This is a genomic window from Listeria monocytogenes, assembly GCF_041765605.1.
GTDB classification, from domain to species: Bacteria; Bacillota; Bacilli; order Lactobacillales; family Listeriaceae; genus Listeria; species Listeria monocytogenes_D.
In genome coordinates this window covers 660,142-683,319 of record NZ_CP168900.1, presented here as the reverse complement: position 1 = coordinate 683,319, position 23,178 = coordinate 660,142, and the positions used below count along the sequence as shown (strand labels likewise).

Genomic DNA, 23,178 nt, shown 5'->3' with positions numbered 1-23,178 from the left:
TCACTCAAAATATGTCTTGTTTTTTATATAAAATCTATTTATTTATCCAAAAAAATCACTCTTACAAATGAATGAAAGTGTATAATTATTCATTACATATTAAAGTATTAACTCTCATTAATTATATATAATAAAATTCACATGAACGATTTTCGTTCATTATTTCATCCAGCTATTAGCTATTTGACATACGTTTCAAAATAAACCAACATAGTAGCAAGCTCGAATTTTTTCGGGATATTTTTGCATAAAAAAGACCCTAACGGTGAGGTTAAAGTTTTTAGATATAGAACTTACTTTATTAACACTGTAACGACCATTCCTGCTATAACAACAATTGCAAATAGCAATAGTTGTAGCTCTATAATCTTTTTTACAATCTTCTACAACGCTGATTTGTTGTCAAACTGCTCGAAGCTGGCCCATCATCGAAATAAGTACAAGAACGTTTAGAACACACCATTATACAAATAATTTCTAATATGTATAACCATGTCATGCAGGAAAAGAAAGATTCCACTGCTTCTCTTTTTCCTAATTTTATGCTAAAATAAAATCTGTTGAAATTGATTTGATAGTCAAAAACATTCAAACATCCTCGAAACATTGGATATCAACATGGAGAAATACCCAAGTCCGGCTGAAGGGGACAGACTCGAAATCTGTTAGGCGGTGTATGCCGCGCCGGGGTTCGAATCCCCGTTTCTCCGTTCCCAAAAAAGGTTACTGCTGTTCAAAAAAATTATTGATCAGAGGTAACTTTTTTTATTTTGTTAACTTTTTCCAAACTACCTTATATTTATGCTAGACTAAAAGAAATAAGAAACCTTGCACGAAAGGAACATTACTATGTCATTACACAATAAAAACATCCTGCCGCCTCTCTGGTTGGCTTATCCAGAAATTGAACGTTATTCTATTGGATGGCGCATGGGATACGGCGAAGATTATCAAACTAAATTTTTTGAATGGTGGGAAACTCTTTCTTCCTCAGAAAAACTAGAATACCAAACTCTATTTCCAGAACCTATCACTTGGGATGGCTGGTGGGAAGATAAACATCCCGACGAAATTATTTCTCACGGAGACTTTTGTGTCCCAATCTGGGAACAGTCTGGCTTGCCTAAATATAACTTTAATCAAATGAAAAATGAAAATCAGCCTGAACTTTACTTATTTGAGAATTGCTACTTCAGCCACTGCTGGATGGAAGAGTTCTCTGTTTCCACTCAAAAATACTGCTGCATGGAACAGTTTATGATAGAGCAAAAAGCTGAGTTATTTAATGATACGACTACGAAGCAAAAAGTTTTAGAAACAAATTCTCTAGAGCAAATTCAAGCACTTGATAAAGAAGTACAGTCATTTGACCAAGATATTTGGGATAAATTCAAATATGCTATTGCGTTATATGGAAACTGGAACAAATTTAATCAAAAGCGCATTTTAAGAGATTACTTACTTTCAACAGGATATAGCATTTTAGTTGAGACAAATCCTAGTGGTTCTCCCAATATGCCTAATCCGCTGAAACGGCACGGACAAAATCTTCTAGGGTTGGCACTAATGGAATTACGGGATGAACTCCGTCGTGTTTGGGAAAACGAATCTTTATGTGATTGGAATCTAGTAAAATAATATAGTGAAAAAAGAGCAGGCATACCCACCTACTCTTTTTTTAAACGATATACAATGTCGTCGTATTACTTCTTCACCGCAATACTCACATACATACCCTCATCCAACTGCCAATTCTTCACCACTTCAAACCCAAATCCCGCAAGCTCTTCCTTCAATTTCTCCGCAGAAATCTGAATTTCCATTGGTGGGCCTTTCAAATCAGTTCCTTTCGTATCAAACTCCAAACTAGCAAAGTAGCCGCCAGTTTTCACAACTCTACTCACTTCACGCAAAACATCCGCGAGAGAATCTGCTTCATGTAACACGAGCGATGCGAGCACAACATCCACCGAATTTGCCTCAAGTGGAATATCATCCATGCTGGCTTCTAACGTCTCTACATTAGCCAAACCCGCTTCCTTCGCTTTCGACTCAATTAATTCCAACATTTTCGCATCTAAATCTAATGCAAAAACTGTATTATCAACCAATTTTGCAGCTGGAATCGTTAAAAATCCTGTTCCCGCTCCTAAATCTAAAATACTTGCTGTTTTTCCGATTGGCATTGCCTGCAAAAAATCCTCTGGCGACAGCACTTCGCTCCGCTCTGGCCGATCTAAATAATCTACTTTCCGTTTAAAACCAGCTTCCCCGTGATGATTATGATGATGTTTCATTTTTTAGCACTCCTTTAATGTTGATGTTTTTCAATTTCTACGACAATACTACCTACTGTTTGTTTGCTTAAATAATCTTCCATTTGTTGCTCTGCCTTATTCATCACTTCGCCAATCAAGCAGTGCGGCTGGCTTTCGCTATGGTTTTTAGGGTCACAATGGAAAAAGGCGCCCTTCCCTTCAATCGCTTGAATGACATCAAGAAAACTAATACTACTCGCTGGTTCCGCTAACTTATACCCACCATTAACGCCCGTTACTGACTCAATAAAGCCAGCTTTCACTAGCATCGTCAACACTTTAGATAGATAAGTTGGCGACACATTTTGCCTGGTCGCAAGTTCTTTCACACCGACAGACTTTTCTGGTGATAAATTAGCTAAATAAACCATCGTATGTAGTGCATAATTGGTTGCTTTGGAAAATTTCATACTTTCACCTTCTTAATTAAAGACTTAATGACTCTATAATATCTTTGTTATACATATTTGTCAATCCATAACTAAAAAACCTTCTCCCAAAAATGGAAAAAGGTCTTAAAAAATTAAAATATTTTCTGTAAAAGCGTAAATAATTCTTGCTCATTTTCAACGCAATAATCCGGGTGGTAGGCTGCATCTTTTGGCTCCAAATGATCCCGTCTATTCAACCAAATCGAATGCCAGCCAGCACTTTTTGATCCGATAACATCATTTTCAAAAGAATCACCAATATAATAGGTTTCTGCACTATTAATTCCAATTTGCTTTTCTACTAGCTCAAATATTTTTTTGTCTGGTTTTTCGATACCTACTCCACCAGAAATAAAAGTATGCTCAGCTGGAATCCATTCGTTTATTTGTAAATCATTTATTTTATGTTGTTGATGCTCTTTTGGTCCGTTCGTAATGATTCCCATAGTTATATGATTCTTTTTCGCCCATGTGAGAATTTCTTTAATTCCTGACGTAAGTTCGATTTTGCGTTGGTTTTGTTCGTAGGCGTGTTGAAAGGCTTCTGCTTCTTTTTTGGTAATTTGATAATCAAAATCATTGAGCGCCTGCGTAATCCGGTAAACGTGCATTTCTGCTTTCGGCATTTCGCCTCGGACAACGCGGTGATACACTTCATCGCTATAAAATCGACTTTTAATATATAAATTTTCGATTTTCAGGTGGTCCGCTTTGCCAAAAGTAGCTTTAAATGCATTTTCAAATGGTTTTAGTTGGTCATAAACTGTATCGTCAATATCAAAAATTAAGTTAATCATCATTTCCTCCTGCAAAAATTCACTCCTTTTACTCTACCATTAAATCAAAAAAGTAGGAAGAGCCTAAGCGTAATGCTTAGACTCTCTTAGTTATTTTCCATTTCATTAATTGTTTCTTCTATAGATATGCAGGTCGCGTAACGATCAGGCCACATCCATTCATTATAATACTTGTAACTATTCTCCCCCGACATAAAGTGGTTTTCTTCCGTCGAATTGGCGTGGGCGGGAACAATCATCTGGAAGCCATGTTCAAAACCACATTTCACCGTGGCGTCAATGCAAAAATCGGTTTGCAATCCTGCTACTACAATTTTCTTCGTTCCTTTTTCTTTGAGATAAGCAAGTAAGCCTGTTCCTTTAAAAGCGCTATTTACGGTTTTATCAAAGATTCTTTCGTCTTTAGTTGGTTGGAATTTTTCGTAAATATCGAAGCCTTCTTTTCCATTTGTAAGTTCTGTATCAGGGCCGTCGTCATGTCGCACATAAATTATTTCTATTTTATTTTTCCGAGCGTTGGTGATTAATCGTTCTATATTGGGTACCAGTGAATCGAAATTGTAAAGATTATTTGTCATAATTAATTTTTGTGTATCAACAACTAATAATATCATTCGTTCAGACCTCCGTAAGTGCTGTTTATATTATATCATAGCTTAGCCAGCTGTAGGCGCCACATATGCCTTCCAGCCGCCAATCATTTCGTCTTTCTCCGACTTACTTAATAGTTGCATACCGATGACTTGATTGACGTTCACAGCTAAGCCTCGGCTGAAACGGTTTACTCTACTGGCTGAAACACAATTGATATACACATCGTTTAAGCGAATAAGCTCTCCTTTTGTTTCCACAATTCCTACAATATACCCGATTGCCGTTACAAGTAAAACTGGCTCACCGACTTCGATTGCTTGCAGTAGCTCTTCTTTCATCATGAAGCCCCCTTATTTCATTTTTATTTGTATACCCGATTTTACTTTATTCAAAAGAACAGCCGACCCAAGCTTACTCGGATCGGCTGTTTTCTTTATTTGGTACTTTTTCTTCTAAGGTGTAGTCCTAAGAATAATAGTACTAATCCACCAGCAAATAGCAACATACCATTCGTATCACCAGTTCCAGGTAATTTTTTCGTTTTACTTGGTTTATTGGTAGAATGTGTATTTTTTGGTGTTTCTTTTGGTGTCGTTTTTGTTACTTTTGTATTCGTTAAGTCCATGCCTTTTACTTTTACACTATAGCCAGATACTTGTTTTTCAGATATGGTATAGCTGTATTTTTCACCTGTTTTGTCTTTCTCTGGAAGGTTGGTAAAGTTGTATTTCCAATTCGTTTTTGCTGTTACTTTGATTGGTGTTCCGTATGCTTTACCGTTTTGTAAAAGTTGTACTTCGATGGAGTCTGGACGTGTTTTTTCATTGTCTCCCACCCAAGTCTTTGTGCCGCTCGCTGTAGTTACATTTTTCTCATCGGTTACTTTTGTATTGGTTAAGTTCATTCCATCTGTGGTTGTTTTGTAGCCTGGAACTGCTTTTTCAGTAACAGAGTAACGATAAGCGTTGTTGTTAGCATCGGTTTTAGGTAAATCTTTGAAGCTATATTTCCAGTCGTTCTCTTTCGTTACTTTGACTGGATCACCATAAGTTTGTCCATTTTGTAAAAGTTGTACTTCGATATAGTCTGGACGGTCTTTGGCTGTGTCGTTTTTCCATGTTTTTTCACCAGAGACAGTGGTTTTTGGTGCATCTATTTTCGTGTTGATGACGTTCATTCCGTCGACTTTGGTTTCATAGCCTGGAACTGCTTTTTCGACAATTGTGTAGTTGTAAGCCACTCCATCATTGGTTGTTTCTGGTAGGTTTTTAAATTCGTATTTCCAATCGTTATCTTTTGTAACTGTTACTGGGAAACCGTAATCTTGCCCATTTTGTTGTAATTGAATTTCGATGGATGCGGGACGATCGTTTTCTGTATCATTTTTCCACGTTTTTTGACCGTCAAGATTAATCATTTTTACATCTGGTTTGATTAATGTGTTGTTAATATCAAGACCAGTGACAGCACTTGTGTAGTTAGCTACTGTATTTTCTAAAACTGTATACGTGTATTTAGTTCCATCTGCATTTGTTTCTGGAACATTTTTGAATTCGTATTTCCAGTTGTCTGCTTTTGTTACAGTAATTGGGCTACCGTATGCTACACCGTCTTGTAAAAGTTGTACTTCGATGGAATCTGGACGATCTGCTTCTTTGTCACCAGTCCAAGTTTTCGCGCCATTCACATCAATCATTTTCACGTCTGCATGGTTGTCAATAGTCGCTGTTGCTGCGCCGTGATCATCATTGGTGATTTCAAGGCCTGTTTCTGTGCTAGTTGGAATGGATAAATTACCATTCGCATCGCTCTTCACTGTAACTGGATACTCTTTATTTTCATTTGATTCATAACCAGTTGGTGTCTTTGTTTCAACAAGAACTACATTCCATTCTTGATTTTTAGAAGTTGTTTTATACCCAGTCGGGATGAAATTTGCTGCGCCAGACGAGTCTGTCATAACAATTTCGTTATTATTTGTATCTTTGACCGGTTTTGTTAAATCTGCTTTTCCGTTTTCGTCCGCATAATAAGCTTTGAATTCATAGCCTGTCAATGCTGTTTTGCTTATATCGTCTTGTTTTAGAAGATTTAAGTTTAATGGAACAACAGTTGCAACTTCTGACCCGGCTGCTTGGTTAACTAGTTTCGCGCCATATTTCACTTTTTGATAATTTACTTTGAAAAGCACGTTATATAGTTGCATTTGTGGAATGTCAGCCGGATTTGTGATATCTAGTGTATTTGCAGTTGCTTTTGCTTCTACCGCATATTTATCCGCAGCAAGTGGTACGGGATTTTCAAGTTCCCCGTCAATTTGGAAGCCCGTATTTGGACTTGCCTCATAACCATTTACTTCCACATTAGAGATAGATTTAAAATTATCTGCAGCAATAACGTCTCCAATATTAATAGAAGATTTATCGAATTCATACGCACTTCTTACTCGTATTTTATAGCCAACTGATAAATTACCGTCTGCATCAGGAGTAGCTACGTTATATTGGCTTCCACTTACATATGCATTTGTTTTATTGTCTAAAACATATTTTTTCGCATAGGCCGTACCGCCGCCAGCATCCCAGTACATTTCGCTATTTTCATAAGAAGTAATAACTTTATCGTTGTAAGTGTATGTTGCTTTATTTTGCATGATGCTGCTGTAGTCAATTTCGTCTGGGTCAATAACTACAATCATGTACACTTTGTAAGCTGCTTTTGTTTCACTATACATCGGGTCTGCTGACGGTTGTCCAAAATTAAGGGTTAGTGTACGTGCATCTTTTGTTACGGAACCAGTTACACCCATTTTATCCGCATTATTCCCGAAATATCTTACTCCAACGTCATTTAAAGTGGAGTTGGCAATACAAACTTGTTTCTCGGAATATAAGCCTTTTTGATAAACAATAACGTCTTGTCCGTCTGCATTTGTGAATTTCGGTGTACCTTCAAATTTGTTCGTTGTAAAACCATAAATGTGTTTATTGCTAGAATTTAAACCAGCAATATCATATTCAAGCATTTTCAACCCTTTTGGAAGTGTATCTGTGAACGAAGAATTTAGTGTGTCTTCTACTCCAGATGGGTTAATGTTCATTTCATAGACCATATATGTTTTTGGTGAAGTAATTCTACCATCGTCGGCAAGAGGCGTATAGTCTTTCAAGGCAGAACCCATGATGTCGCTACCTATCATATTGCGCGCTGTTTTTTCTGCATCAGCTGCTGATAGACGTGTTTTTTCAAACACTTTTCCTTCTGATGGAATTACTTCTGGTGTTTTAATGAATGTGACATAATCAAAATCGAAATCATCTTCATCTTGTAAAGTCGCTGTTGATTTAGCATTTTCTTTTACAACATGTGGTTTTTCTTTTTGGAAGCCATCAATAGGTTTTACAGTAGAACCATCAACATTGCTAATCAGATCATTTCCTGGATTCATATCTGGCGTCGAATCTACATCGGTAATTGCTCCGTCTAAAGTAGAATCACCATTAAAGTTAGAAAATGAACCGATTTCTCCAGCCATGTAAAAGTCTACTGCGCTATAAGTCCCATCATCTGGCATACCGATAGCTTTCATATACATTGTCGCAGTTGCAGTTGCACCTGATGCCATGCCTCCAGAAAGTGTAATGGAGTAAACTTTGATATCACTCCACACACCGCCACCACTAGGCACGGTTGTTTCGTATTTCCATTTATCATTCGTATTTTTGAAATCAGATGTATCATTATTTAGTTCATAACCTGCTGGTACATAGGCATAAACGACAACATCTTTTGTATAATTCCCTTGGTTAATCGCGGTGTAAGTCACGCCAACTGTGCTTCCTTCTGATATAGAAACGGGCGTAGTTGTGCTACTAACAGCACCAATATATTTATTGTTTTTATCGTAAGTGGAGCTAATTTTTGTCGTAATTGCCATGTCATAAACATCTTTCCCACTTGGCGTTACAGAACCAGATTTACCTTCGCCGCCTTTAGTTGGGCTTTTAGTAACGTTAGTCAAATCTTTCGTTGGATCTGTTACTTTTGCTGCAATTGTTCTATAAATACCTCCGCCATTTTTGGAGATAGTCTGAGCTGGGGAAAATGGTAATTCGTATCTAGTTGCGCCAGGGGCAAGGTTTGTTTGGTCTGCTGAAGCAATCCAACCGCGTTGAAGCGAAGAGCCAGATGCGGTTGATAAAGCCTGCCATTCTGGTGAACCTTCCGTAATAATGGAAAAACCAGCTGGTAATTCATCTACCATTTTTTCTAAAACGGTATTTTCCCCTGAATTGTTTGTGGCATAAACATAATAGAAAACTAGATCATCTTTTTCAGGTGTGTAATTTGTGGACGATGTAGCGACTTTAATATATTTTCCAGTGTCTTTATCTAACCGCCAAGCAGAATCGATTACTTTAGAAGCAGTGAGTACGCCATTATCTGTATCTGGAGTTGGGGGTGTTACAGGGACCTCAATTTTGCTAATATCTACATCTTTATCATCTTCAATTACAATGGCTTGATAGTCTTCTTTTGTTGTAATAGTCGTACTTATGGTTGCAAACATATCAAATTTAGCGTTAGTAAGCGGCTCATCTTCATATTTTGCCAATGCTTCTGGGCTCTGATTAAATTTGAGTGTGTAACCAATATACTGGACACCATTAATAGTTTTTGTGCCAATCGAGTTTTTCATGGAATCATCTGTAAAAACATTTTGTCTCGGCGTTAATCCATCAATTGCAGGATTAACAAATGTCACTTTGTCTCCTTGGAAGAAGTCTTTTTGTATCCAAAATGTATAAGTTTCATCCAAGACTGCTTCTGAATAGGATGGAATTGCCAAACTTAATGAAAACTTGAGTGAGTCTCCTGGTGCATAAGTTTCTTTCGTATTCCCGTTTGCGTCTGTTACTTTATTTGTAAAATTCCAATCAACGGAACCTTTTAGTAATTGCTTTCCATTAACTAGCTTTTTAGTTGTCTCTTTATTGTCAGGTATTACGGTTGTTTTGTTTTCATCCGCTACTTTTTGATTATCTGGTTGAGTTGTTTTTGTTTGATTTCCTTCTGCTCCGGCGAAGATATTAGACCATGGAACCAGTTGAAAAACAAGCGCAACCGCAACCATTACAACGAACACTTTTTGCCAGTTGTGTTTTAGCATGATAATTCTCCTTTTACTACTAATTATTGAAATTACTCAAAATAGACCTTATTTGTTCTACTTGAATAATTATCTTAAACGTATCATACTCGCTAAAACGGCTTCCTGGAACAAGCCAATCAGACAAAACTGCCTATATAAAAGAGGAAGTTGTGACGTTTTCGCCACAATCAATCTTCGAACAAGGATAAGATGGTGTTAAAATTATACCTTTATGAATGAACAAATCTCGTTTCCTTTGATATAATTGAAACTAGTTTTCTCGGGTACATATAATAGTAGAGATAATGAAGGAGGAGAACTATGTGGAAAAAGCATAAGTGGCTAATTATTGCAGTATTGTTATTGGTAATTTATGTCGCTCCATTATTTATTCTTGGCGGGAATAGTCATGTAAGGATTCATGATAACTTGGATTCTAATGTGACATGGTACAAAATGGTTTTGAATAGCGGGGATTATACCGCTAAAGTCGGGACAGCAAATATAGATCAAATAATGGATGACAGCGTCCCCAGAGATTCATTTGATTCAGAGTTTGTTGGGATTGATTGGCTTTACATGATTTTCAGCACACCAATTGCCTTTGCGATGAGTCAGTTAATTACACGTGTTTTTGCATTTTTAGGACTATTTTTATGGGCAAGAGATTACCTTATTAAAGATAAAAAATATCTCGTGCCACTTTATTTTGTTTCCTTAGCTTTTGCGCTGACACCCTTTTGGCCATCAGGCATGCTGAGTACACTTGGAATGCCACTTGCTTTGTGGGCATTTTTAAACATTAGAAATAATAAGCGGCGAATTTGGAATGTGATTATACTGACGCTACTTCCATTTTATTCCAGTTTAATATTAGGATTTTGTTTCTTTTTAGTAATGGTTGGCTGTATTTGGTTGTATGATGTTATGAAGAAAAAACAAGTAAATATTCGATTTTTGCTTAGCATAATATACATGGGTTTGATTTACATCTTAGTGAATTATCGTTTTATTTATGGCATGTTTCTTCATGCTAAGCCGGATTCAAGGAGTGAATTTAGTTTACCCAATTTGTCATTTTCAAGTTCGATTCGTCTAAGTTTTAAAAATTTCATCTATGGGCACACCCATGACCAAGCGCTCGCAGGATTTGTTATTTTGCCAGTATTACTTCTTGTTCTCGTATTAATCATTGTCAAACGAGAATGGGTCAAAGAAAAACTATTTTTATGGTTGTTTGGTTTTAATTTGTTTTTATCTTTTTGGTACGGATTTTGGTGGTACCGTGGCTGGAATGGGCTTAAAGAACATGTGGAAATCATGCGGACATTTAATTTTTCGCGCTTCCATTTTTTACAGCCGTTTTTATTTTATGGACTGTTCGCACTTGCAATTGTTTATTTAATCAAAAAAGGAAATTGGTGGCGAAAGCTCGGTTATGTGGCGATTGCGCTGCAGCTTGTTGTAGTTTTCGCTAATAATTCTGAGATTTACTACCGCACTGGAAATGACTCGCCAAGCATTAATCAATTTTACGCCACGGAGCAAATGGAAGAAATTAAAGATTATATTGGCAAACCCCAGTCAAGTTACCGTGTCGGAAGTATCGGCCTACACCCGTCTGTTTCCCAAGAAAGTGGCTTTTATACTGTCGATGGGTATGTGAATTCCTATCCTCTTGCTTATAAAAGGGCTTTTCGCAAAATTATTGCTGGGGAACTAGACAAGAGTCCTGTTTTAGAAGATTATTACGATAATTGGGGCAATCGTTGTTATTTATTTTCTGCTGAATTAGGGAAAAATTATGATTTCGGAAAGGATTCGAAAAAACACATTAAACAGTTAGATTTTAATTCAGAGGCATTTAAAAAGGTTGGCGGCGAGTATATTCTATCAGCTGTTCCGATTGATAATGCTTCAGAAGTTGGGCTACAGTTCGAAAAAGCCTTCGATAATAAGGAATCTTACTGGAAAATCTATTTATACAAAGCAACTAAATAAAAGCGTGAGGCGTGATTTTTTCTTAACGAACTAATCGCGCCTTTCGCTTTTTTTGTGGTATGATTAATAAAAGGAGTGATGATTATGAAGAAAACCATTCAGTCAGTTGGTGTTTGGGGCGATAGTATTATGAAAGGCGTTCTTTTCAACCCTGAAAAAAATCGCTATACATTGCTTAAAAACAACTGCATTAAACGAGCATCTGAAAAACTTGGCCTGACTTTTCAAAATCATTCCACAATGGGTCGTACAATCACTAAAGGCCACGAAATTCTAACAAAAGACTTAGCAAAAGATGCAACAAATGATATCGCCATTATCGAATTTGGCGGAAATGATTGTGATTTTAACTGGACGGAAGTTTCCGAAAATCCGACAGCTGAGCACATTCCTAGCACCCCACTTAACATTTTTGAAACGCAATTACTTGAAATGATTGCACGACTAAAAAAACTGGATATTAAACCCATTTTAATGACATTGCCTCCCCTTCACGCAAAACGTTATTTTGAATTCATTACGAGAAATGGACTAAATAAAGATAATATTTTGCAGTTTTTAGGTGGCGATGTAGAGATGATTTATCGCTGGCAGGAACGATATAGCAATACGATTTCGCGCATCGCAGCCGAAACTGGTAGCCATATTATTGATGTCCGTGATAGTTTTCTCGCTGAATTTCATTATGAAAATTTGCTCTGTGCTGACGGTATTCATCCAAACGAGGCTGGTCATATTGCCATGTCTCAGAAATTCATTCAGTACGCAAGTTTCCATAAAGCATAAGGAGGAATTTTTATTTTACATTTACAAACAATGACCGCTTCTGATTTAGAAGATTTTTTATCTACAGCCATTACAGATTACGCAAATGAAAAAGTTGAGGCCGGCACATGGGCTGAAGAAGAAGCCTTAGCTAAATCCCAAGACTCTTTCAACAAATTGCTATATGACGGAATTACTACACCAAATGAATATCTCTACAGCATTATCTCAGGCGAAAAAATCGGTTATATCTGGTTCCATGTGGACGAAACTCGCTCTGGTAAACATGCTTTCATTTATGATTTTGTGATTTTCGAAGCATTCCGTGGTAAAGGATTCGGAACAAAAACATTAGAAGCACTAGACAAACTTGCGAAAGACATGGAGATTACTAAAATTGAGCTACATGTATTCGCACATAATCAAACAGCTATCGGCTTATATAATAAAGTTGGTTTTCAAAACACCGATATTACGATGGCTAAATATTTATAAAAAAACAACTTGATTTCCCGGGAAATCAAGTTGTTTTTTTAACTATTCTTTTTTAAAAGTTCTAGTTCAGCTAATTTTTCATGCCCTTTTTCCGTTCGGTAGTATCTCGTCTTTTGATTTTCATTCATTCGAAAAATATAATGATACGTTTCTAGCCAATAAATGCCAAACAGCAATTCATTCTTAGTAAAATCCGCGGCACCAGGGAATTGCATCATTTCGAAAACCAAATGATCCATCGTCGCATTTTGTTCTTCTGTTCTAGATAAAATTTGATAGATCACCGCTTTGGTTGGTTCATCCATTCTATCAACCCCCTATTAAAACATCCCAATCTCCCCAATATGGTACACAAAATAAATTAAAATTAATAATAAAATGTTAAAACCTAGTAGAATCCATCTTATCAATTTTTCTTTCACAAAAAAGACACTTATTGTTGAAATTATTCCTAAAAAAAGTGGAATTAATTTATACAAAACACCTTTTTCGCCTCCAGGTACTATGTCAGAAATATGTAATCCCCAAGTTAAAATTATCCAAGTTACAGTTAGGATTGTCAGTAAAAATGCAGCAAAATCTGGCCAACTTTTTTTCATCTTAACCCCTCCTACTCTCTCTAAGCTTAACATAAAACAACGGAGGACAACAAAAAAACAAGCTACATTCAAAGCTTGTTCGAGGTTAAATTTTAATTAAATTTAAAGCAAATAGGGCGATAAGTAAAACATTGAATAGAATCGCAATCCATTTTTCATCCAGGAGTTTATTTAATCTTGTGCCAATGAGTGCTCCGATGATTGCCCCTGGTATCATGTAAATCCCAATCGAAAAGTCACTTCCACCAATGATTGCATAGGAACCGATACTTGCAAGGGACGTCAGTAATGTCACATAACTGGATGTCGCTGATGCTGTTTTTTGATTCAACATGAAAATTAATAGCAAAATTGGTATGACAATTGGCCCGCCACCGATGCCAAATAAGCCCGCTAAAAACCCAATAATTACACCGAATACATATGGAATTATGCGATATTCACTTAAAAAATGTGGTTTTTCATTATGCCGTTTCTTTTTCCAAATCATTATCCCTAGTAAAACAACAATTAACGCTCCGTACAAAAAGCGATAAACTGCTTCTGGCAACATTTGATTCACCATCGCACCAAGAAAAGTCGTCGGGATACTAGTTACAGCAATTTTCAGTGCTAAGCCTACATTCCCTTGCTTTCTCTTGTAATAAATACTACACGTAAAAATCGCCATCGTGAAGACAGTAAGCGCCGAACTAAATGCTGCTGTTCCTTGAGAAACGCCCATTAAGAGTAGAATTGGCAAAAGAATAACTCCGCCACCTATTCCTAAAAAACTTCCTACAACACTTGTACTTAGTGCAATTAGAAAGTACGTAATCATATCCATTATACTTTACCTCTTTTCTTTCAACTGTTTCAGCATAACATATTTCAAAAATTTAAAAGTACTAAAAAAAGACAATAAACTATTGTCTTTTGCGTTTTAAATACTCGGGATTGGCTCAATAACTAAATCATTCCCAGTATTATCTATATAGGTTACTTTCATTGCAGTTAAATCAGCTTCCCACAGTCTGACACCTGCTAGCCCAGCTAGTTTGATAAATATTTCAAAATCTATTTTTCCCGCTTGTGCTTGTTTAATTGCATCTTTCATATTGTCACGTGAAATTTCTTCGGAGACTGGCATAGAAACACCATTTAATTTAGATTCCACTTGATTGCCCATTTCGTCCCAAAATACATAAACACCTTTTTCGACTAAAAATTGATATTTAGTAACGCCTAAATCTTTAAAACCTTGAACTACTTTAGGAAAATCTCCGGCGTTTTTTTCACTTGTTGCTGCTTGTAAAATTGTTTGCTCATTAATCATAACTAGTCTCCAATCATTTAGGTCTCCCTAAATTATACACGATTTCTAGTTAAATCTAAATAAGCGGCTTTTCTTCTTTGTATGTTTCAATTAATGCTTCTTCTAAATCATAGAGCGAATCATTGGTTTGATCTAACGTATAACCATGATCTAACGCAAAAATAATAATCGCATCCCGCCGATTTTTTGCATACAGAGGTGGATATTCTGTGTATTTTAGCAATCTACTTGCTTCTAAACCTGATAATTTGAATCCAAAAGAAAGAGCGATTGTCCGGTCGCGTGACGGCCTTCTAACGCCACTGAAAATTTGGTATCCATATGTTTCATGGAGTCTTGCCGCACGAATGACGCTTGCTTTGGTTAATTTTTTCTCCGCTAATAATTCTTTTAAATAGGTAACCATTTCGCTTGATTTAAATTCCGCCTCGTTTTCATCTAATACTTGGCGTAAATTGGTCGCTTTTTTTAATTCATGAAGTAATTTACTTGTCTCTTTTTCTCCATCCATAAGGCACACCCCCGACTGTTTTTTTCATTATAGCACGAAATATGTACCCGACTACTATGCTTCATGCTATAATTTTACTATAAAGTGTAGAAGGGATTTTTGATAAATGGGAGAAATGACACTCGCTTTTATAGAAGAACAATATAAAGAATTAGATAACCTAAATAATAAAGAGAACCCTGCTGTGCTAACCAGAAATACCTCAACGGGAGAACTATTTGTTCGGAAAATCATCCCAAGTAGTTTTGCGCCTGTAATCGAACAGCTTAAAAACTTATCTAGCAAATACTTACCGAAAATAGAAGCAATGATTCCAAATGGGAATCAATTAATTGTTTATGAAGAGTACATAAATGGAAAAAATTTAGCGGACTTAATGAAAGCAAATGCTACTTTTGATGCGGATGAAGTTACACGGCTAATGCTGATGTTGTCTGATGCACTTACAGAATTACACGCAAATGCGATTATTCACCGAGATATTAAGCCATCTAACATTATGATTTCTAGCGACGGCGTATTAAAATTAATTGATTTTGATGCATCACGTGTATTTGAAGTCGGCAAAAATCAAGACACCGTCAATCTCGGCACAATCGGTTATGCAGCCCCAGAACAATATGGCTACTCGCAAACAGATGCCCGGTCGGATATTTATAGTATCGGTGTTCTGATGCTGGAACTGCTACTTGGAAAAAATACTTTACCTGATAAAGAACAAGCTACCTCACTTGAAAAAATAGCGATGCAAGCAGCAGCCTTTGATCCTGAACAGCGTTATCAATCCATTCAAGATTTCAGAACAGCAGTCAAAAACGATTCACTTGGCCCAAGCTACGTCTCTGAATTGTCGGATTTCACCGAGTTAGATAATTTTTCTACTGAACCTGACTGGGAAAAGGTATCAGCGGATTACGAAAAAGACTTCATTCCATGGTATAAACATATTCCCGGCTTTAGAACAGGAACGCCTTGGAAAATGGTTGTTGGCGTATTAGGTTATATATTCTTGCTATTTGGTCTATTCACCCCGCCAACCGAGGGCGTCAAAATGTCGCCAATAGTAAACTTTTTTAATAATTTCTTCTTAATCGTTCCTGCATTTGTCATTTTTACTAATCTTTGTGGGATTTGGTCCAAATTGCCTTTACTTAAATCATCCTCTCCTAGTACAAGGAAAGCAGGCATTGTCATTTATATTATTGTTTGCATATCTATTTATGGTATTTATAATGAAATCTTTTCCTAGTCCTATGCCCACTGCATAGGACTTTTATTCTCTCCACATGGTCTAATAGAGACAGATAAAAAATGAAGGAGAGAAGAAAATGAAAAAATTGAAAAGCGTTTTACTATTAATGGGGATTGTTACTTTTGCCCTAGCACTAACTGCATGTGGTGGGACTGAGGATAAAGCAAGTACAGAAAAACCAGAAACAGCTAAAGCCGAGACGAAAAAGAAAGCAGATTCCAATGAACTTGGGGATTACAAAGTAGAAATCCTTAGCTCAGAAGTAGTGAAGGATTTATCAGGAAAAGATGCTATTGCAATCAAAACAAAATTCACGAACAACAGTAAAGAAAATATTTCTTTCATGGTAGCTATTGATCAACAAGCATTCCAAAATGGCACTCAATTAGATACAGCCATTGCAACAGATGGTGGCTTAGGTGGCGTTGATAAAGATGTGCAACCTGGAGGAACTTTAGAAGTAACAAGTACTTATACACTACAAGATACACAAAGTAAAGTCGATGTAGAAGCAAAAGAATTAATCAGCTTAAGCAAAAACTCTGTTAAAAAATCATTTGAATTAAAATAAGAATCAGCCGCAAACAATCATAGTTTGCGGCTTTTTCATTTAAAAACCTAATCTATTCTCAATACGACTTCGCAAGGAATCATTTTCACTAAATGAATCTCTAAGCTCTATCGCCTTTTTAGGATAATTGGTGATAATACCATCGACATTTTTTCGCAAATACATTTGCATTAGTTTTTCCTTATTTACCGTCCAAACAAAAACCATTTTGTTGTTTTGTTTAGCTTGCGTAAGTAATCGTTTGTTGATGGAAAAATCCTCTAAAACAATAAAATCAGCGGATGTTTTTGGTAAGTTTCCGATATTAAGTGCTAAAATAATGCCTGTTTTTAATGTAGGATCAGCTTGTTCTATTTTTTCAATAACAGGCTGATTCAACGATTGGACTAAATATTTATCGGTTACTTTTTCTTTTTTTAATAGCGCAACGAGTCGTTCTACCATGTCGCTTGATTCCCCGCCGTGCAACTTCACCTCAACTAGTAAGTCTATCTTATTCCGTTTCGCCGTCTTGATAATTTCATCGAAAGACGCTATATGAGAAGAATAGTCGCCACTACTCACTTTTGTTTGCTGCAATTCTTTTAAAGTCATATCTGCTACTCGCTTGGAGTTTCCAGCAAGCCTTCTTAATGTCATATCGTGGAAAACAACAAATTGATGATCTTTCGTTTCTTGAATATCAATTTCGCTATAATCTGCACCGGCCTTGGCAGCTGACTCAATGGCTTCCACCGTGTTCTCAACAGCATTCATCGTATCTCCACGGTGCGCAATTATTTTTGTGTTCGGCTCATATAAAGTTGCATTGACAGCATAAATATTAAAGCCGCTAAAAATAAGGAAAACGATAATTCCTACTAAGATAAATCGCTTTTTATGCGGAAACTGGTTACGTGACACAGAAGCTGGTTGCTCTTCTATTAGAAAAGCATTTTTCACTAATAATTGCGCAATGATTCCTTGGAAAAAACTTGCGGCAAAGAAACCGATCACTTGAAGAATGGTTAAAGTAATGCCCGCTACAACCATCGCAATTCCCGGATTTATTTTTTCTATTAAAAATAAAGGTAACATAATAAGTGTTGCGATAATAGAAACTAAAAAGCCAATCGCAACAATAATTAAAACCCATTTTAGTAGCATTCCAAATAAGCGTTTTTGCGGGTATTTCCAACTTTTTCGGATAGCGCCACTTATTTTGAGCGACTTGTCTTCAATAAAATACGGCAAAGCAAACACTAGTCTGGCGCTAATGTAGAAAATAATCGCGATTGTAATGACATAGAACCACATACCCGTCGTCGTTTTCATTAATTCATCTGTAATAAAATGTGGTAAATAAAGGTTCTCTGTGATTGAAATTGGTAACGATAGCCCAGCAATTGGCAAAAGCAAAAAGAAATATAGCAGAAAATAAATAGCTTGATAACTAAGGAAGTATTTCGCCTTTACATGCAGCCGCTGGATAATTTTAAATACAGTGTAGTTTTCTCCGCGTAGTTGATATATTGCCATTAATATGAAGAAACCTAGTTCGTAATAAACAAATAATAAAATGAGTAAAGCTAAAACTAGCAATAAAATAATGGCAACCGGACTTGAAAAAATCTCCCCAAGATTAGCATCTGTAATGCCTGGCACGCCAATAATCCGGAGAATAAAGAAAAAGAAATAATAAATAAATGGTCCAATAACAAATGCCTGTAAAATTGTTAATAATAACGTTACTTTGAGATAATCTGTCTTAAACTGATACAAAACTTTAAAACTATCTTTTAAATCGTTCATTTGCTTCTCCCTTTTTTTCGTTCTATTTTGAAGGCTTTATAGTTTATCCAAGAAGCAAATTTAGTTATAATTAATTCATAAAGTTAACTATTGAAACGAGGTGAAATGATGCATCCGATTGAACAATTGTTAGCAAATAAAAACATTACTGCCACGGATATCGAAACAACTACTCGCTTGAAACATGGCACTTTACAGAAACTTATCGACAAAGATATTCGCACTTCTGATATTAGTCTGCGCGTCCTCAGTCAAATGGCTATCTTTCTTAATACTGGCGCAGATATTGTCGCAAAACAACTTAGTGACATAGAAGTAGCGAATGACCATGCCTTTCTTATAGAAGACTGAAATCCCCGTTCCACCTTTTTTGCTATTATAGCCCATCTAACTTATTCCAGCAAACAACAAAAAAAGCTAGATGATAGCATCTAGCTTTCCGAAAATCTTATTTATTAAATGAAATGACTATTTTTCCAACCGCGTGGTGCGTTTCGCTTAATGCATGTGCATCGAAAACACCTTTTTCAGAGAATGGGAAAGTTGCTCCGACGATTGGTTTAACGGTTTTATTAGCGAGCAATTTGCCTAGTTCTTTCAGCTGTTCGCCGTTTGGTTGCAACCAAATTCCAGTTGCTGTTACATTTTTTTCTTTCGCACGTTCTTCATTTGAAATTCCAACGATACTAACTAAACGCCCTGTGCCTTCTTTTAATACGTCGTAACTATCTGTTTCTATTTGGCCACCCATTGTATCAAACACCACATCAATATCAGAAAGAACATCTTTAAAATTAACTTCTTTATAATCAATGACTTGGTCTGCTCCAAGTGATTTAAGTAGTTCATGGTTTTTCGCACTAGCTGTTGTAATCACTTCTGCTCCTGCATGTTTTGCAAGTTGGATTGCGAGTGTTCCAACGCCACCGGCACCAGCATGAATCAAGACTTTTTCACCTTTTTGTAATTTCGCGTGATCGAACAAAGCTTGCCATGCAGTTAAGCCTGCAAGTGGAATTGATGCTGCTTCATCAAAACTAATACCTTCTGGAAGTGGTGCAAGCAAGTGGTCATCAACTGCTGTATATTCAGCATACGTACCAAAACGCGTTGTTTCAGGGCGCGCGAATACTTCATCGCCGACTTTCCAATCTGTTACGCCTTCTCCAACTTCGGAAATAACACCCGCTACATCCCACCCTAAAATAATTGGGAATTCCCAGTCCATCATTTGTTTTAAGTATCCTTCACGTAGTTTCCAATCAATTGGGTTAATGGATGTCGCTGCTTCTTTGACAATCACTTGATTTTTACCCGCTTTTGGCATTGCTACTTCTTTTTCTTTTAATTCTTCTTTGCCACCATAATTTTCAATTACAACTGCTTTCATTTTAACTTCTCCTCCATTTTCTCTACATTATTCATCATTTTTGTGACTGATTTAAGTAACGCACTAACTTCTTCTTCTGAAAAGGCTTCTAGTGCCTCGTTCTGGAACTTTTCTTTTTCCAAAAGCAAAGTGGCTAATTCCGCCTCACCTGCTGATGTTAAAAATAAATACGTATAGCGTTTGTTTTCATCTTGCTTTTTCCGAACAATCAGCCCTTGCTCTTCCATTCGCTTCAAATGACGGGTAATACTCGCCGAATCAATATAAAGCTTTTCTCTTAACCGATTTTGACTTTGACCTGGTGTTTGTTGAATATGAAATAAAATCTCTACTTTCGTAAAACTCATATTCGTTTGTTGTTCAAATACATGGCTAATTTCCTTGGATAATAAGTGCATCCGATAAAGTAATTCTGATCGTTCTGTACATGGTTTCAGCTTTTTCACCTCCATAGTTGATACGTCAAATGATATATCAACTATTATACGCTTCCTTTTCAAAAGCACAAAATATCTGCTCAAACATTAGCGGCTAATTTTTTGTAAGCAATATACTTGCTGTTTGTCTTGAAAATGAGCTACACTTAATAGATAATTCAAAAAAAATGGAGGCAAGATGTAATGACAAACGTACTTTTCATCAAAGCAAATGGTTTACCTGCCGAACGCTCAGTCAGCGTGGCACTATATGAAATTTTTCTAACGGAGTACAAGAAATCCCATCCGGATGATAATGTAACAGAACTTGATTTATTTGAAGCGGATCTACCTTATTATGATGTAACAATGATGAGTGGATTACATAAAGAAGCAGCTGGAGAAACACTAAGCCCAGAAGAAAAACGCTTAGCTGATATTGCTAATAGCTACTTAGATCAATTTTTAGCAGCAGACAAAATCGTCATGGCGTTCCCACTTTGGAATTTCAGTATTCCAGCCCAATTTTTAACTTACTTATTCTATTTAAACCAAGCTGGTAAAACATTCAAATACACTGCAAACGGTCCTGTTGGCTTAGTAGCAGACAAAAAAATCGCCCTACTTAATGCTCGCGGCGGTATTTACTCTGATGGTCCAATGCAAAGCTTCGAAATGTCCTTAAGCTATGTCAAAAATGTATTAGCTCACTTCGGTATTTCTGAACCAGAAATGGTTATCGTCGAAGGCCACAATGCAAAACCTGATCAAGCCAAAGATATTATTTCAGCTGGAGCAAAAGAAGCAGTAGAATTAGCTAAAATCTTTTAATTATAAGTGAACCGTAAAGGAACTCAGCCTTCCTTTACGGTTCTTTTTTATGCCCAAAATTTAATTTTGTGCACATACAATTGTTTGAAACGCTTTTAAAAGAGGAAATGTGTTAAGACGCCCAGATGCTAATGTCATATGAGAGGATAATGTCAAAGGAGGTTACTACTTATGAAAAGAATGGGAATTAAGGTTGGTATATGCCTACTCTTAATTACGCCACTTTTAAGCCCTTTTAATGCACCTGTCACGGCAGAAGAAAATGTAGATGCACAAGCAGCTCAAGACATAGTAAATATTCCTGATCCAATATTAAAAAGTTATCTCAATGGACTTTTGGGACAGCCAAGCACGAGTGATATTACCGAAGAACAAATGGATACCATCACGGAAGTCAGAATTAATAATAATAACCTGGCTGATTTAACTGGCCTTGATTATGCCCATAATTTAACACTCCTACAACTCTCTGCTGCTAGTATTACTGATTATTCTATCGTAACAAAACTAGCCAATTTAACAACGCTTGACTTAACTGGGTATAGTTTAACATCCAGCTCTGTACCTGATTTAAACGGTTTACAAAAGCTTACAAGATTAACTTTTAATTCTAGTAGGCTTTCAAATAGTGATTTAACTAAATTTAATCAACTGCCTAATTTAACCTATTTGAATTTAGATAGAAGCAGTTCTATCAATGATGTGATGTCTCTAAAATCATTGCCCAATTTAGCTACATTGTCTATTCAATTCTGCGGTGTAAATGACTTTCGCGGTATCGATACTTTCCCGAGTTTAACCAATCTAGCCGCATATGGACAAAATGTGGGTAGTGCAGTGCCTATTGAAACTGATATTACTAGCGCGGATTTAAACTATAATAAAACAAACCAAACTATTTTTATTCCCTTTACATTAATGACTGGTCGTAGTATCAATTTTGACGGCGTACCATTCCCTTTCACAACTGATGCAAGTGATGCGAGCACCTACTTCACATTAAATAATCAGCAAATTGATGGTAGCCGCTTGACCATTGACGATAAGGGGATAACGGTTAGTGGGATTACCCCTGAATACCTCCGTACTATTACAAAGATGGAATATAATGCATTTTATAATAATCCCGCAGGAAGTTATGCTACACCACCAAATTTCACTTCCTATTATGTGTCCGGCGGTACTTATGACCAATTTTTTGATATTACTCAAGTTTTAGTTATTACAAATGATTCTGCTATAAATTACACTGAAAAAGCTACTGTTACCGAAGAACAATTTTTAACAGATATTCATGCCGAAACGGAAGACGGGACCCCAGTTACTAGTGATTTTAACATTGTGGTAGATTTTAGCAAACCTGGCGTGTATACAGTAACGCTTAATGCTACAAATGCAGACGGGCTTCAAGCTACACCTAAACAAGTAGCAGTCACTATTTTAGAAAAACCAGTAATTACTGCTGATAAAAGTATCAATTATAAAGTAGATAGTACAAAAACAGCGGAAGAATTTTTAACCGATATTTCAGCTAAAACTAGTGATGGCAGCGAAGTAACAAGTGATTTTGATAGCGTTGTTGATTTAACTAAGATTGGCACCTATAAAGTGACTTTAAATGCGGTAAGTGTCGACGGTATTGCAGCTGATCCGGTTACAGTGCTTGTCAATGTGGTCAGTAGCGAAGAACCTCCCACACCACCAAATCCAACACCTGATCCAGATAATCCAGCCGTAAATCCTTCTCAACCTACAAACGTGGATGGTACGACTTCACCTAATGCTTCAGGAGATAATGTCATTCTTCCATATACGGGAGATGAGAACCAAGCGACGACTGTATTAATCGGTATTATCCTCGCCGGAGTAGCTATCCTCTTTTTCCGGAAAAGAAAACATAGCTAAATAAAAAGAAGCCGCAACCTAATTTTAGGTCGCGGCTTCTTTAT

23 protein-coding genes and 1 tRNA gene are annotated in these 23,178 nt (G+C 36.5%); 10 read left to right on the top strand and 14 right to left on the bottom strand.

What is annotated here, in order from left to right; translation table 11 throughout:
• Positions 1 to 620: 620 nt before the first annotated feature.
• Positions 621 to 710, top strand: a tRNA-Ser gene (locus AB2Q86_RS03375).
• Positions 711 to 849: 139 nt separating this feature from the next.
• Positions 850 to 1,638 (top strand): NADAR family protein, encoded by a 789-nt coding sequence (locus tag AB2Q86_RS03370; RefSeq protein WP_012581811.1) that lies wholly within the window; start codon positions 850 to 852, stop codon positions 1,636 to 1,638.
• A 65-nt stretch (positions 1,639 to 1,703) separates the two neighbouring features.
• On the opposite strand, the gene AB2Q86_RS03365 is transcribed toward AB2Q86_RS03370, so the two are convergent.
• The 6 genes from AB2Q86_RS03365 to AB2Q86_RS03340 form a co-directional block, all read right to left on the bottom strand.
• Entirely contained in the window at positions 1,704 to 2,297 is a 594-nt protein-coding gene (locus tag AB2Q86_RS03365; RefSeq protein ID WP_003722834.1) for a class I SAM-dependent methyltransferase, read from the bottom strand.
• 14 nt (positions 2,298 to 2,311) lie between these two features.
• Complete coding sequence (locus AB2Q86_RS03360; protein ID WP_012581812.1) at positions 2,312 to 2,728, bottom strand: Rrf2 family transcriptional regulator; 417 nt, start codon at positions 2,726 to 2,728, stop codon at positions 2,312 to 2,314.
• A 113-nt stretch (positions 2,729 to 2,841) separates the two neighbouring features.
• A complete protein-coding gene (locus tag AB2Q86_RS03355; RefSeq protein WP_012581813.1) occupies positions 2,842 to 3,546 on the bottom strand; it encodes an HAD family hydrolase in 705 nt (234 codons plus the stop codon).
• An 86-nt stretch (positions 3,547 to 3,632) separates the two neighbouring features.
• Positions 3,633 to 4,160 (bottom strand): cysteine hydrolase family protein, encoded by a 528-nt coding sequence (locus tag AB2Q86_RS03350; protein ID WP_012581814.1) that lies wholly within the window; start codon positions 4,158 to 4,160, stop codon positions 3,633 to 3,635.
• 42 nt (positions 4,161 to 4,202) lie between these two features.
• On the bottom strand, positions 4,203 to 4,478 hold the full coding sequence (locus AB2Q86_RS03345; RefSeq protein ID WP_003724373.1) for a hypothetical protein: 276 nt from the start codon (positions 4,476 to 4,478) through the stop codon (positions 4,203 to 4,205).
• A 95-nt stretch (positions 4,479 to 4,573) separates the two neighbouring features.
• Positions 4,574 to 9,310 (bottom strand): Cna B-type domain-containing protein, encoded by a 4,737-nt coding sequence (locus AB2Q86_RS03340; protein WP_012581815.1) that lies wholly within the window; start codon positions 9,308 to 9,310, stop codon positions 4,574 to 4,576.
• 303 nt (positions 9,311 to 9,613) lie between these two features.
• On the opposite strand from AB2Q86_RS03340, the gene AB2Q86_RS03335 reads away from it, so the two are divergent.
• From AB2Q86_RS03335 to AB2Q86_RS03325, 3 genes are all read left to right on the top strand, one after another.
• Positions 9,614 to 11,293, top strand: a complete 1,680-nt coding sequence (locus tag AB2Q86_RS03335) for a DUF6044 family protein (RefSeq protein WP_012581816.1) — start codon at positions 9,614 to 9,616, stop codon at positions 11,291 to 11,293.
• Between the two features lie 84 nt (positions 11,294 to 11,377).
• On the top strand, positions 11,378 to 12,079 hold the full coding sequence (locus tag AB2Q86_RS03330; RefSeq protein WP_003729354.1) for an SGNH/GDSL hydrolase family protein: 702 nt from the start codon (positions 11,378 to 11,380) through the stop codon (positions 12,077 to 12,079).
• A gap of 30 nt (positions 12,080 to 12,109) precedes the next feature.
• The gene (locus AB2Q86_RS03325) at positions 12,110 to 12,553 is read left to right on the top strand and encodes an N-acetyltransferase (protein ID WP_014589015.1); all 444 of its coding nucleotides are present in this window, start codon (positions 12,110 to 12,112) and stop codon (positions 12,551 to 12,553) included.
• A 38-nt stretch (positions 12,554 to 12,591) separates the two neighbouring features.
• Here AB2Q86_RS03325 and AB2Q86_RS03320 read toward each other — a convergent pair whose 3' ends face one another.
• The 5 genes from AB2Q86_RS03320 to AB2Q86_RS03300 form a co-directional block, all read right to left on the bottom strand.
• Positions 12,592 to 12,858, bottom strand: coding sequence for a DUF3116 family protein (locus AB2Q86_RS03320; protein WP_003729352.1), 267 nt, complete (start codon positions 12,856 to 12,858; stop codon positions 12,592 to 12,594).
• Between the two features lie 15 nt (positions 12,859 to 12,873).
• Positions 12,874 to 13,152, bottom strand: coding sequence for a hypothetical protein (locus AB2Q86_RS03315; protein WP_003729351.1), 279 nt, complete (start codon positions 13,150 to 13,152; stop codon positions 12,874 to 12,876).
• Between the two features lie 85 nt (positions 13,153 to 13,237).
• Positions 13,238 to 13,978, bottom strand: coding sequence for a sulfite exporter TauE/SafE family protein (locus AB2Q86_RS03310; protein WP_003729350.1), 741 nt, complete (start codon positions 13,976 to 13,978; stop codon positions 13,238 to 13,240).
• Positions 13,979 to 14,074: 96 nt separating this feature from the next.
• Positions 14,075 to 14,467: a DUF1398 domain-containing protein gene (locus tag AB2Q86_RS03305; RefSeq protein WP_003729349.1), complete on the bottom strand. Its 393-nt coding sequence runs from the start codon at positions 14,465 to 14,467 to the stop codon at positions 14,075 to 14,077.
• 55 nt (positions 14,468 to 14,522) lie between these two features.
• Positions 14,523 to 14,978 (bottom strand): hypothetical protein, encoded by a 456-nt coding sequence (locus AB2Q86_RS03300; RefSeq protein ID WP_003722815.1) that lies wholly within the window; start codon positions 14,976 to 14,978, stop codon positions 14,523 to 14,525.
• 106 nt (positions 14,979 to 15,084) lie between these two features.
• On the opposite strand from AB2Q86_RS03300, the gene AB2Q86_RS03295 reads away from it, so the two are divergent.
• Positions 15,085 to 16,227: a serine/threonine-protein kinase gene (locus AB2Q86_RS03295; RefSeq protein ID WP_003729347.1), complete on the top strand. Its 1,143-nt coding sequence runs from the start codon at positions 15,085 to 15,087 to the stop codon at positions 16,225 to 16,227.
• Positions 16,228 to 16,306: 79 nt separating this feature from the next.
• Positions 16,307 to 16,801 (top strand): DUF5067 domain-containing protein, encoded by a 495-nt coding sequence (locus AB2Q86_RS03290; RefSeq protein ID WP_012581818.1) that lies wholly within the window; start codon positions 16,307 to 16,309, stop codon positions 16,799 to 16,801.
• A 39-nt stretch (positions 16,802 to 16,840) separates the two neighbouring features.
• Here the strand turns inward: AB2Q86_RS03290 and AB2Q86_RS03285 are convergent, their stop codons facing one another.
• Positions 16,841 to 18,592, bottom strand: coding sequence for a glycerophosphoryl diester phosphodiesterase membrane domain-containing protein (locus AB2Q86_RS03285; protein ID WP_012581819.1), 1,752 nt, complete (start codon positions 18,590 to 18,592; stop codon positions 16,841 to 16,843).
• A 108-nt stretch (positions 18,593 to 18,700) separates the two neighbouring features.
• Between AB2Q86_RS03285 and AB2Q86_RS03280 the strand changes: the two genes are divergently transcribed.
• Positions 18,701 to 18,943 carry a hypothetical protein gene (locus tag AB2Q86_RS03280; RefSeq protein ID WP_003729344.1) on the top strand — a complete coding sequence of 81 codons (243 nt, stop codon included), beginning with the start codon at positions 18,701 to 18,703 and terminating at the stop codon, positions 18,941 to 18,943.
• Between the two features lie 97 nt (positions 18,944 to 19,040).
• On the opposite strand, the gene AB2Q86_RS03275 is transcribed toward AB2Q86_RS03280, so the two are convergent.
• Positions 19,041 to 19,982 (bottom strand): NADP-dependent oxidoreductase, encoded by a 942-nt coding sequence (locus AB2Q86_RS03275; protein ID WP_003724356.1) that lies wholly within the window; start codon positions 19,980 to 19,982, stop codon positions 19,041 to 19,043.
• A complete protein-coding gene (locus AB2Q86_RS03270) occupies positions 19,979 to 20,434 on the bottom strand; it encodes a MarR family winged helix-turn-helix transcriptional regulator (protein WP_012581820.1) in 456 nt (151 codons plus the stop codon). Before AB2Q86_RS03270 ends, AB2Q86_RS03275 begins: the two co-directional genes overlap by 4 nt.
• Before the next feature lie 168 nt (positions 20,435 to 20,602).
• Here AB2Q86_RS03270 and AB2Q86_RS03265 point away from each other — a divergent pair, with 168 nt between their 5' ends.
• Positions 20,603 to 21,229 (top strand): FMN-dependent NADH-azoreductase, encoded by a 627-nt coding sequence (locus tag AB2Q86_RS03265; RefSeq protein ID WP_003724354.1) that lies wholly within the window; start codon positions 20,603 to 20,605, stop codon positions 21,227 to 21,229.
• 171 nt (positions 21,230 to 21,400) lie between these two features.
• Entirely contained in the window at positions 21,401 to 23,134 is a 1,734-nt protein-coding gene (locus AB2Q86_RS03260) for a LapB repeat-containing protein (protein ID WP_012581821.1), read from the top strand.
• Positions 23,135 to 23,178: the final 44 nt, after the last annotated feature.

Bases quoted from the DNA above. Each gene is read 5' to 3' on its own strand.
- AB2Q86_RS03370 (WP_012581811.1), top strand. From the start codon at position 850: ATGTCATTACACAATAAAAACATCCTGCCGCCTCTCTGGTTGGCTTAT.
- AB2Q86_RS03290 (WP_012581818.1), top strand. From the start codon at position 16,307: ATGAAAAAATTGAAAAGCGTTTTACTATTAATGGGGATTGTTACTTTT.
- AB2Q86_RS03350 (WP_012581814.1), bottom strand. From the start codon at position 4,160: ATGATATTATTAGTTGTTGATACACAAAAATTAATTATGACAAATAAT.
- AB2Q86_RS03330 (WP_003729354.1), top strand. From the start codon at position 11,378: ATGAAGAAAACCATTCAGTCAGTTGGTGTTTGGGGCGATAGTATTATG.
- AB2Q86_RS03285 (WP_012581819.1), bottom strand. From the start codon at position 18,592: ATGAACGATTTAAAAGATAGTTTTAAAGTTTTGTATCAGTTTAAGACA.
- AB2Q86_RS03335 (WP_012581816.1), top strand. From the start codon at position 9,614: ATGTGGAAAAAGCATAAGTGGCTAATTATTGCAGTATTGTTATTGGTA.
- AB2Q86_RS03315 (WP_003729351.1), bottom strand. From the start codon at position 13,152: ATGAAAAAAAGTTGGCCAGATTTTGCTGCATTTTTACTGACAATCCTA.
- AB2Q86_RS03325 (WP_014589015.1), top strand. From the start codon at position 12,110: ATGACCGCTTCTGATTTAGAAGATTTTTTATCTACAGCCATTACAGAT.
- AB2Q86_RS03305 (WP_003729349.1), bottom strand. From the start codon at position 14,467: ATGATTAATGAGCAAACAATTTTACAAGCAGCAACAAGTGAAAAAAAC.
- AB2Q86_RS03340 (WP_012581815.1), bottom strand. From the start codon at position 9,310: ATGCTAAAACACAACTGGCAAAAAGTGTTCGTTGTAATGGTTGCGGTT.
- AB2Q86_RS03280 (WP_003729344.1), top strand. From the start codon at position 18,701: ATGCATCCGATTGAACAATTGTTAGCAAATAAAAACATTACTGCCACG.
- AB2Q86_RS03320 (WP_003729352.1), bottom strand. From the start codon at position 12,858: ATGGATGAACCAACCAAAGCGGTGATCTATCAAATTTTATCTAGAACA.
- AB2Q86_RS03355 (WP_012581813.1), bottom strand. From the start codon at position 3,546: ATGATTAACTTAATTTTTGATATTGACGATACAGTTTATGACCAACTA.
- AB2Q86_RS03310 (WP_003729350.1), bottom strand. From the start codon at position 13,978: ATGGATATGATTACGTACTTTCTAATTGCACTAAGTACAAGTGTTGTA.
- AB2Q86_RS03295 (WP_003729347.1), top strand. From the start codon at position 15,085: ATGGGAGAAATGACACTCGCTTTTATAGAAGAACAATATAAAGAATTA.
- AB2Q86_RS03270 (WP_012581820.1), bottom strand. From the start codon at position 20,434: ATGGAGGTGAAAAAGCTGAAACCATGTACAGAACGATCAGAATTACTT.
- AB2Q86_RS03365 (WP_003722834.1), bottom strand. From the start codon at position 2,297: ATGAAACATCATCATAATCATCACGGGGAAGCTGGTTTTAAACGGAAA.
- AB2Q86_RS03260 (WP_012581821.1), top strand. From the start codon at position 21,401: ATGAAAAGAATGGGAATTAAGGTTGGTATATGCCTACTCTTAATTACG.
- AB2Q86_RS03360 (WP_012581812.1), bottom strand. From the start codon at position 2,728: ATGAAATTTTCCAAAGCAACCAATTATGCACTACATACGATGGTTTAT.
- AB2Q86_RS03345 (WP_003724373.1), bottom strand. From the start codon at position 4,478: ATGAAAGAAGAGCTACTGCAAGCAATCGAAGTCGGTGAGCCAGTTTTA.
- AB2Q86_RS03300 (WP_003722815.1), bottom strand. From the start codon at position 14,978: ATGGATGGAGAAAAAGAGACAAGTAAATTACTTCATGAATTAAAAAAA.
- AB2Q86_RS03275 (WP_003724356.1), bottom strand. From the start codon at position 19,982: ATGAAAGCAGTTGTAATTGAAAATTATGGTGGCAAAGAAGAATTAAAA.
- AB2Q86_RS03265 (WP_003724354.1), top strand. From the start codon at position 20,603: ATGACAAACGTACTTTTCATCAAAGCAAATGGTTTACCTGCCGAACGC.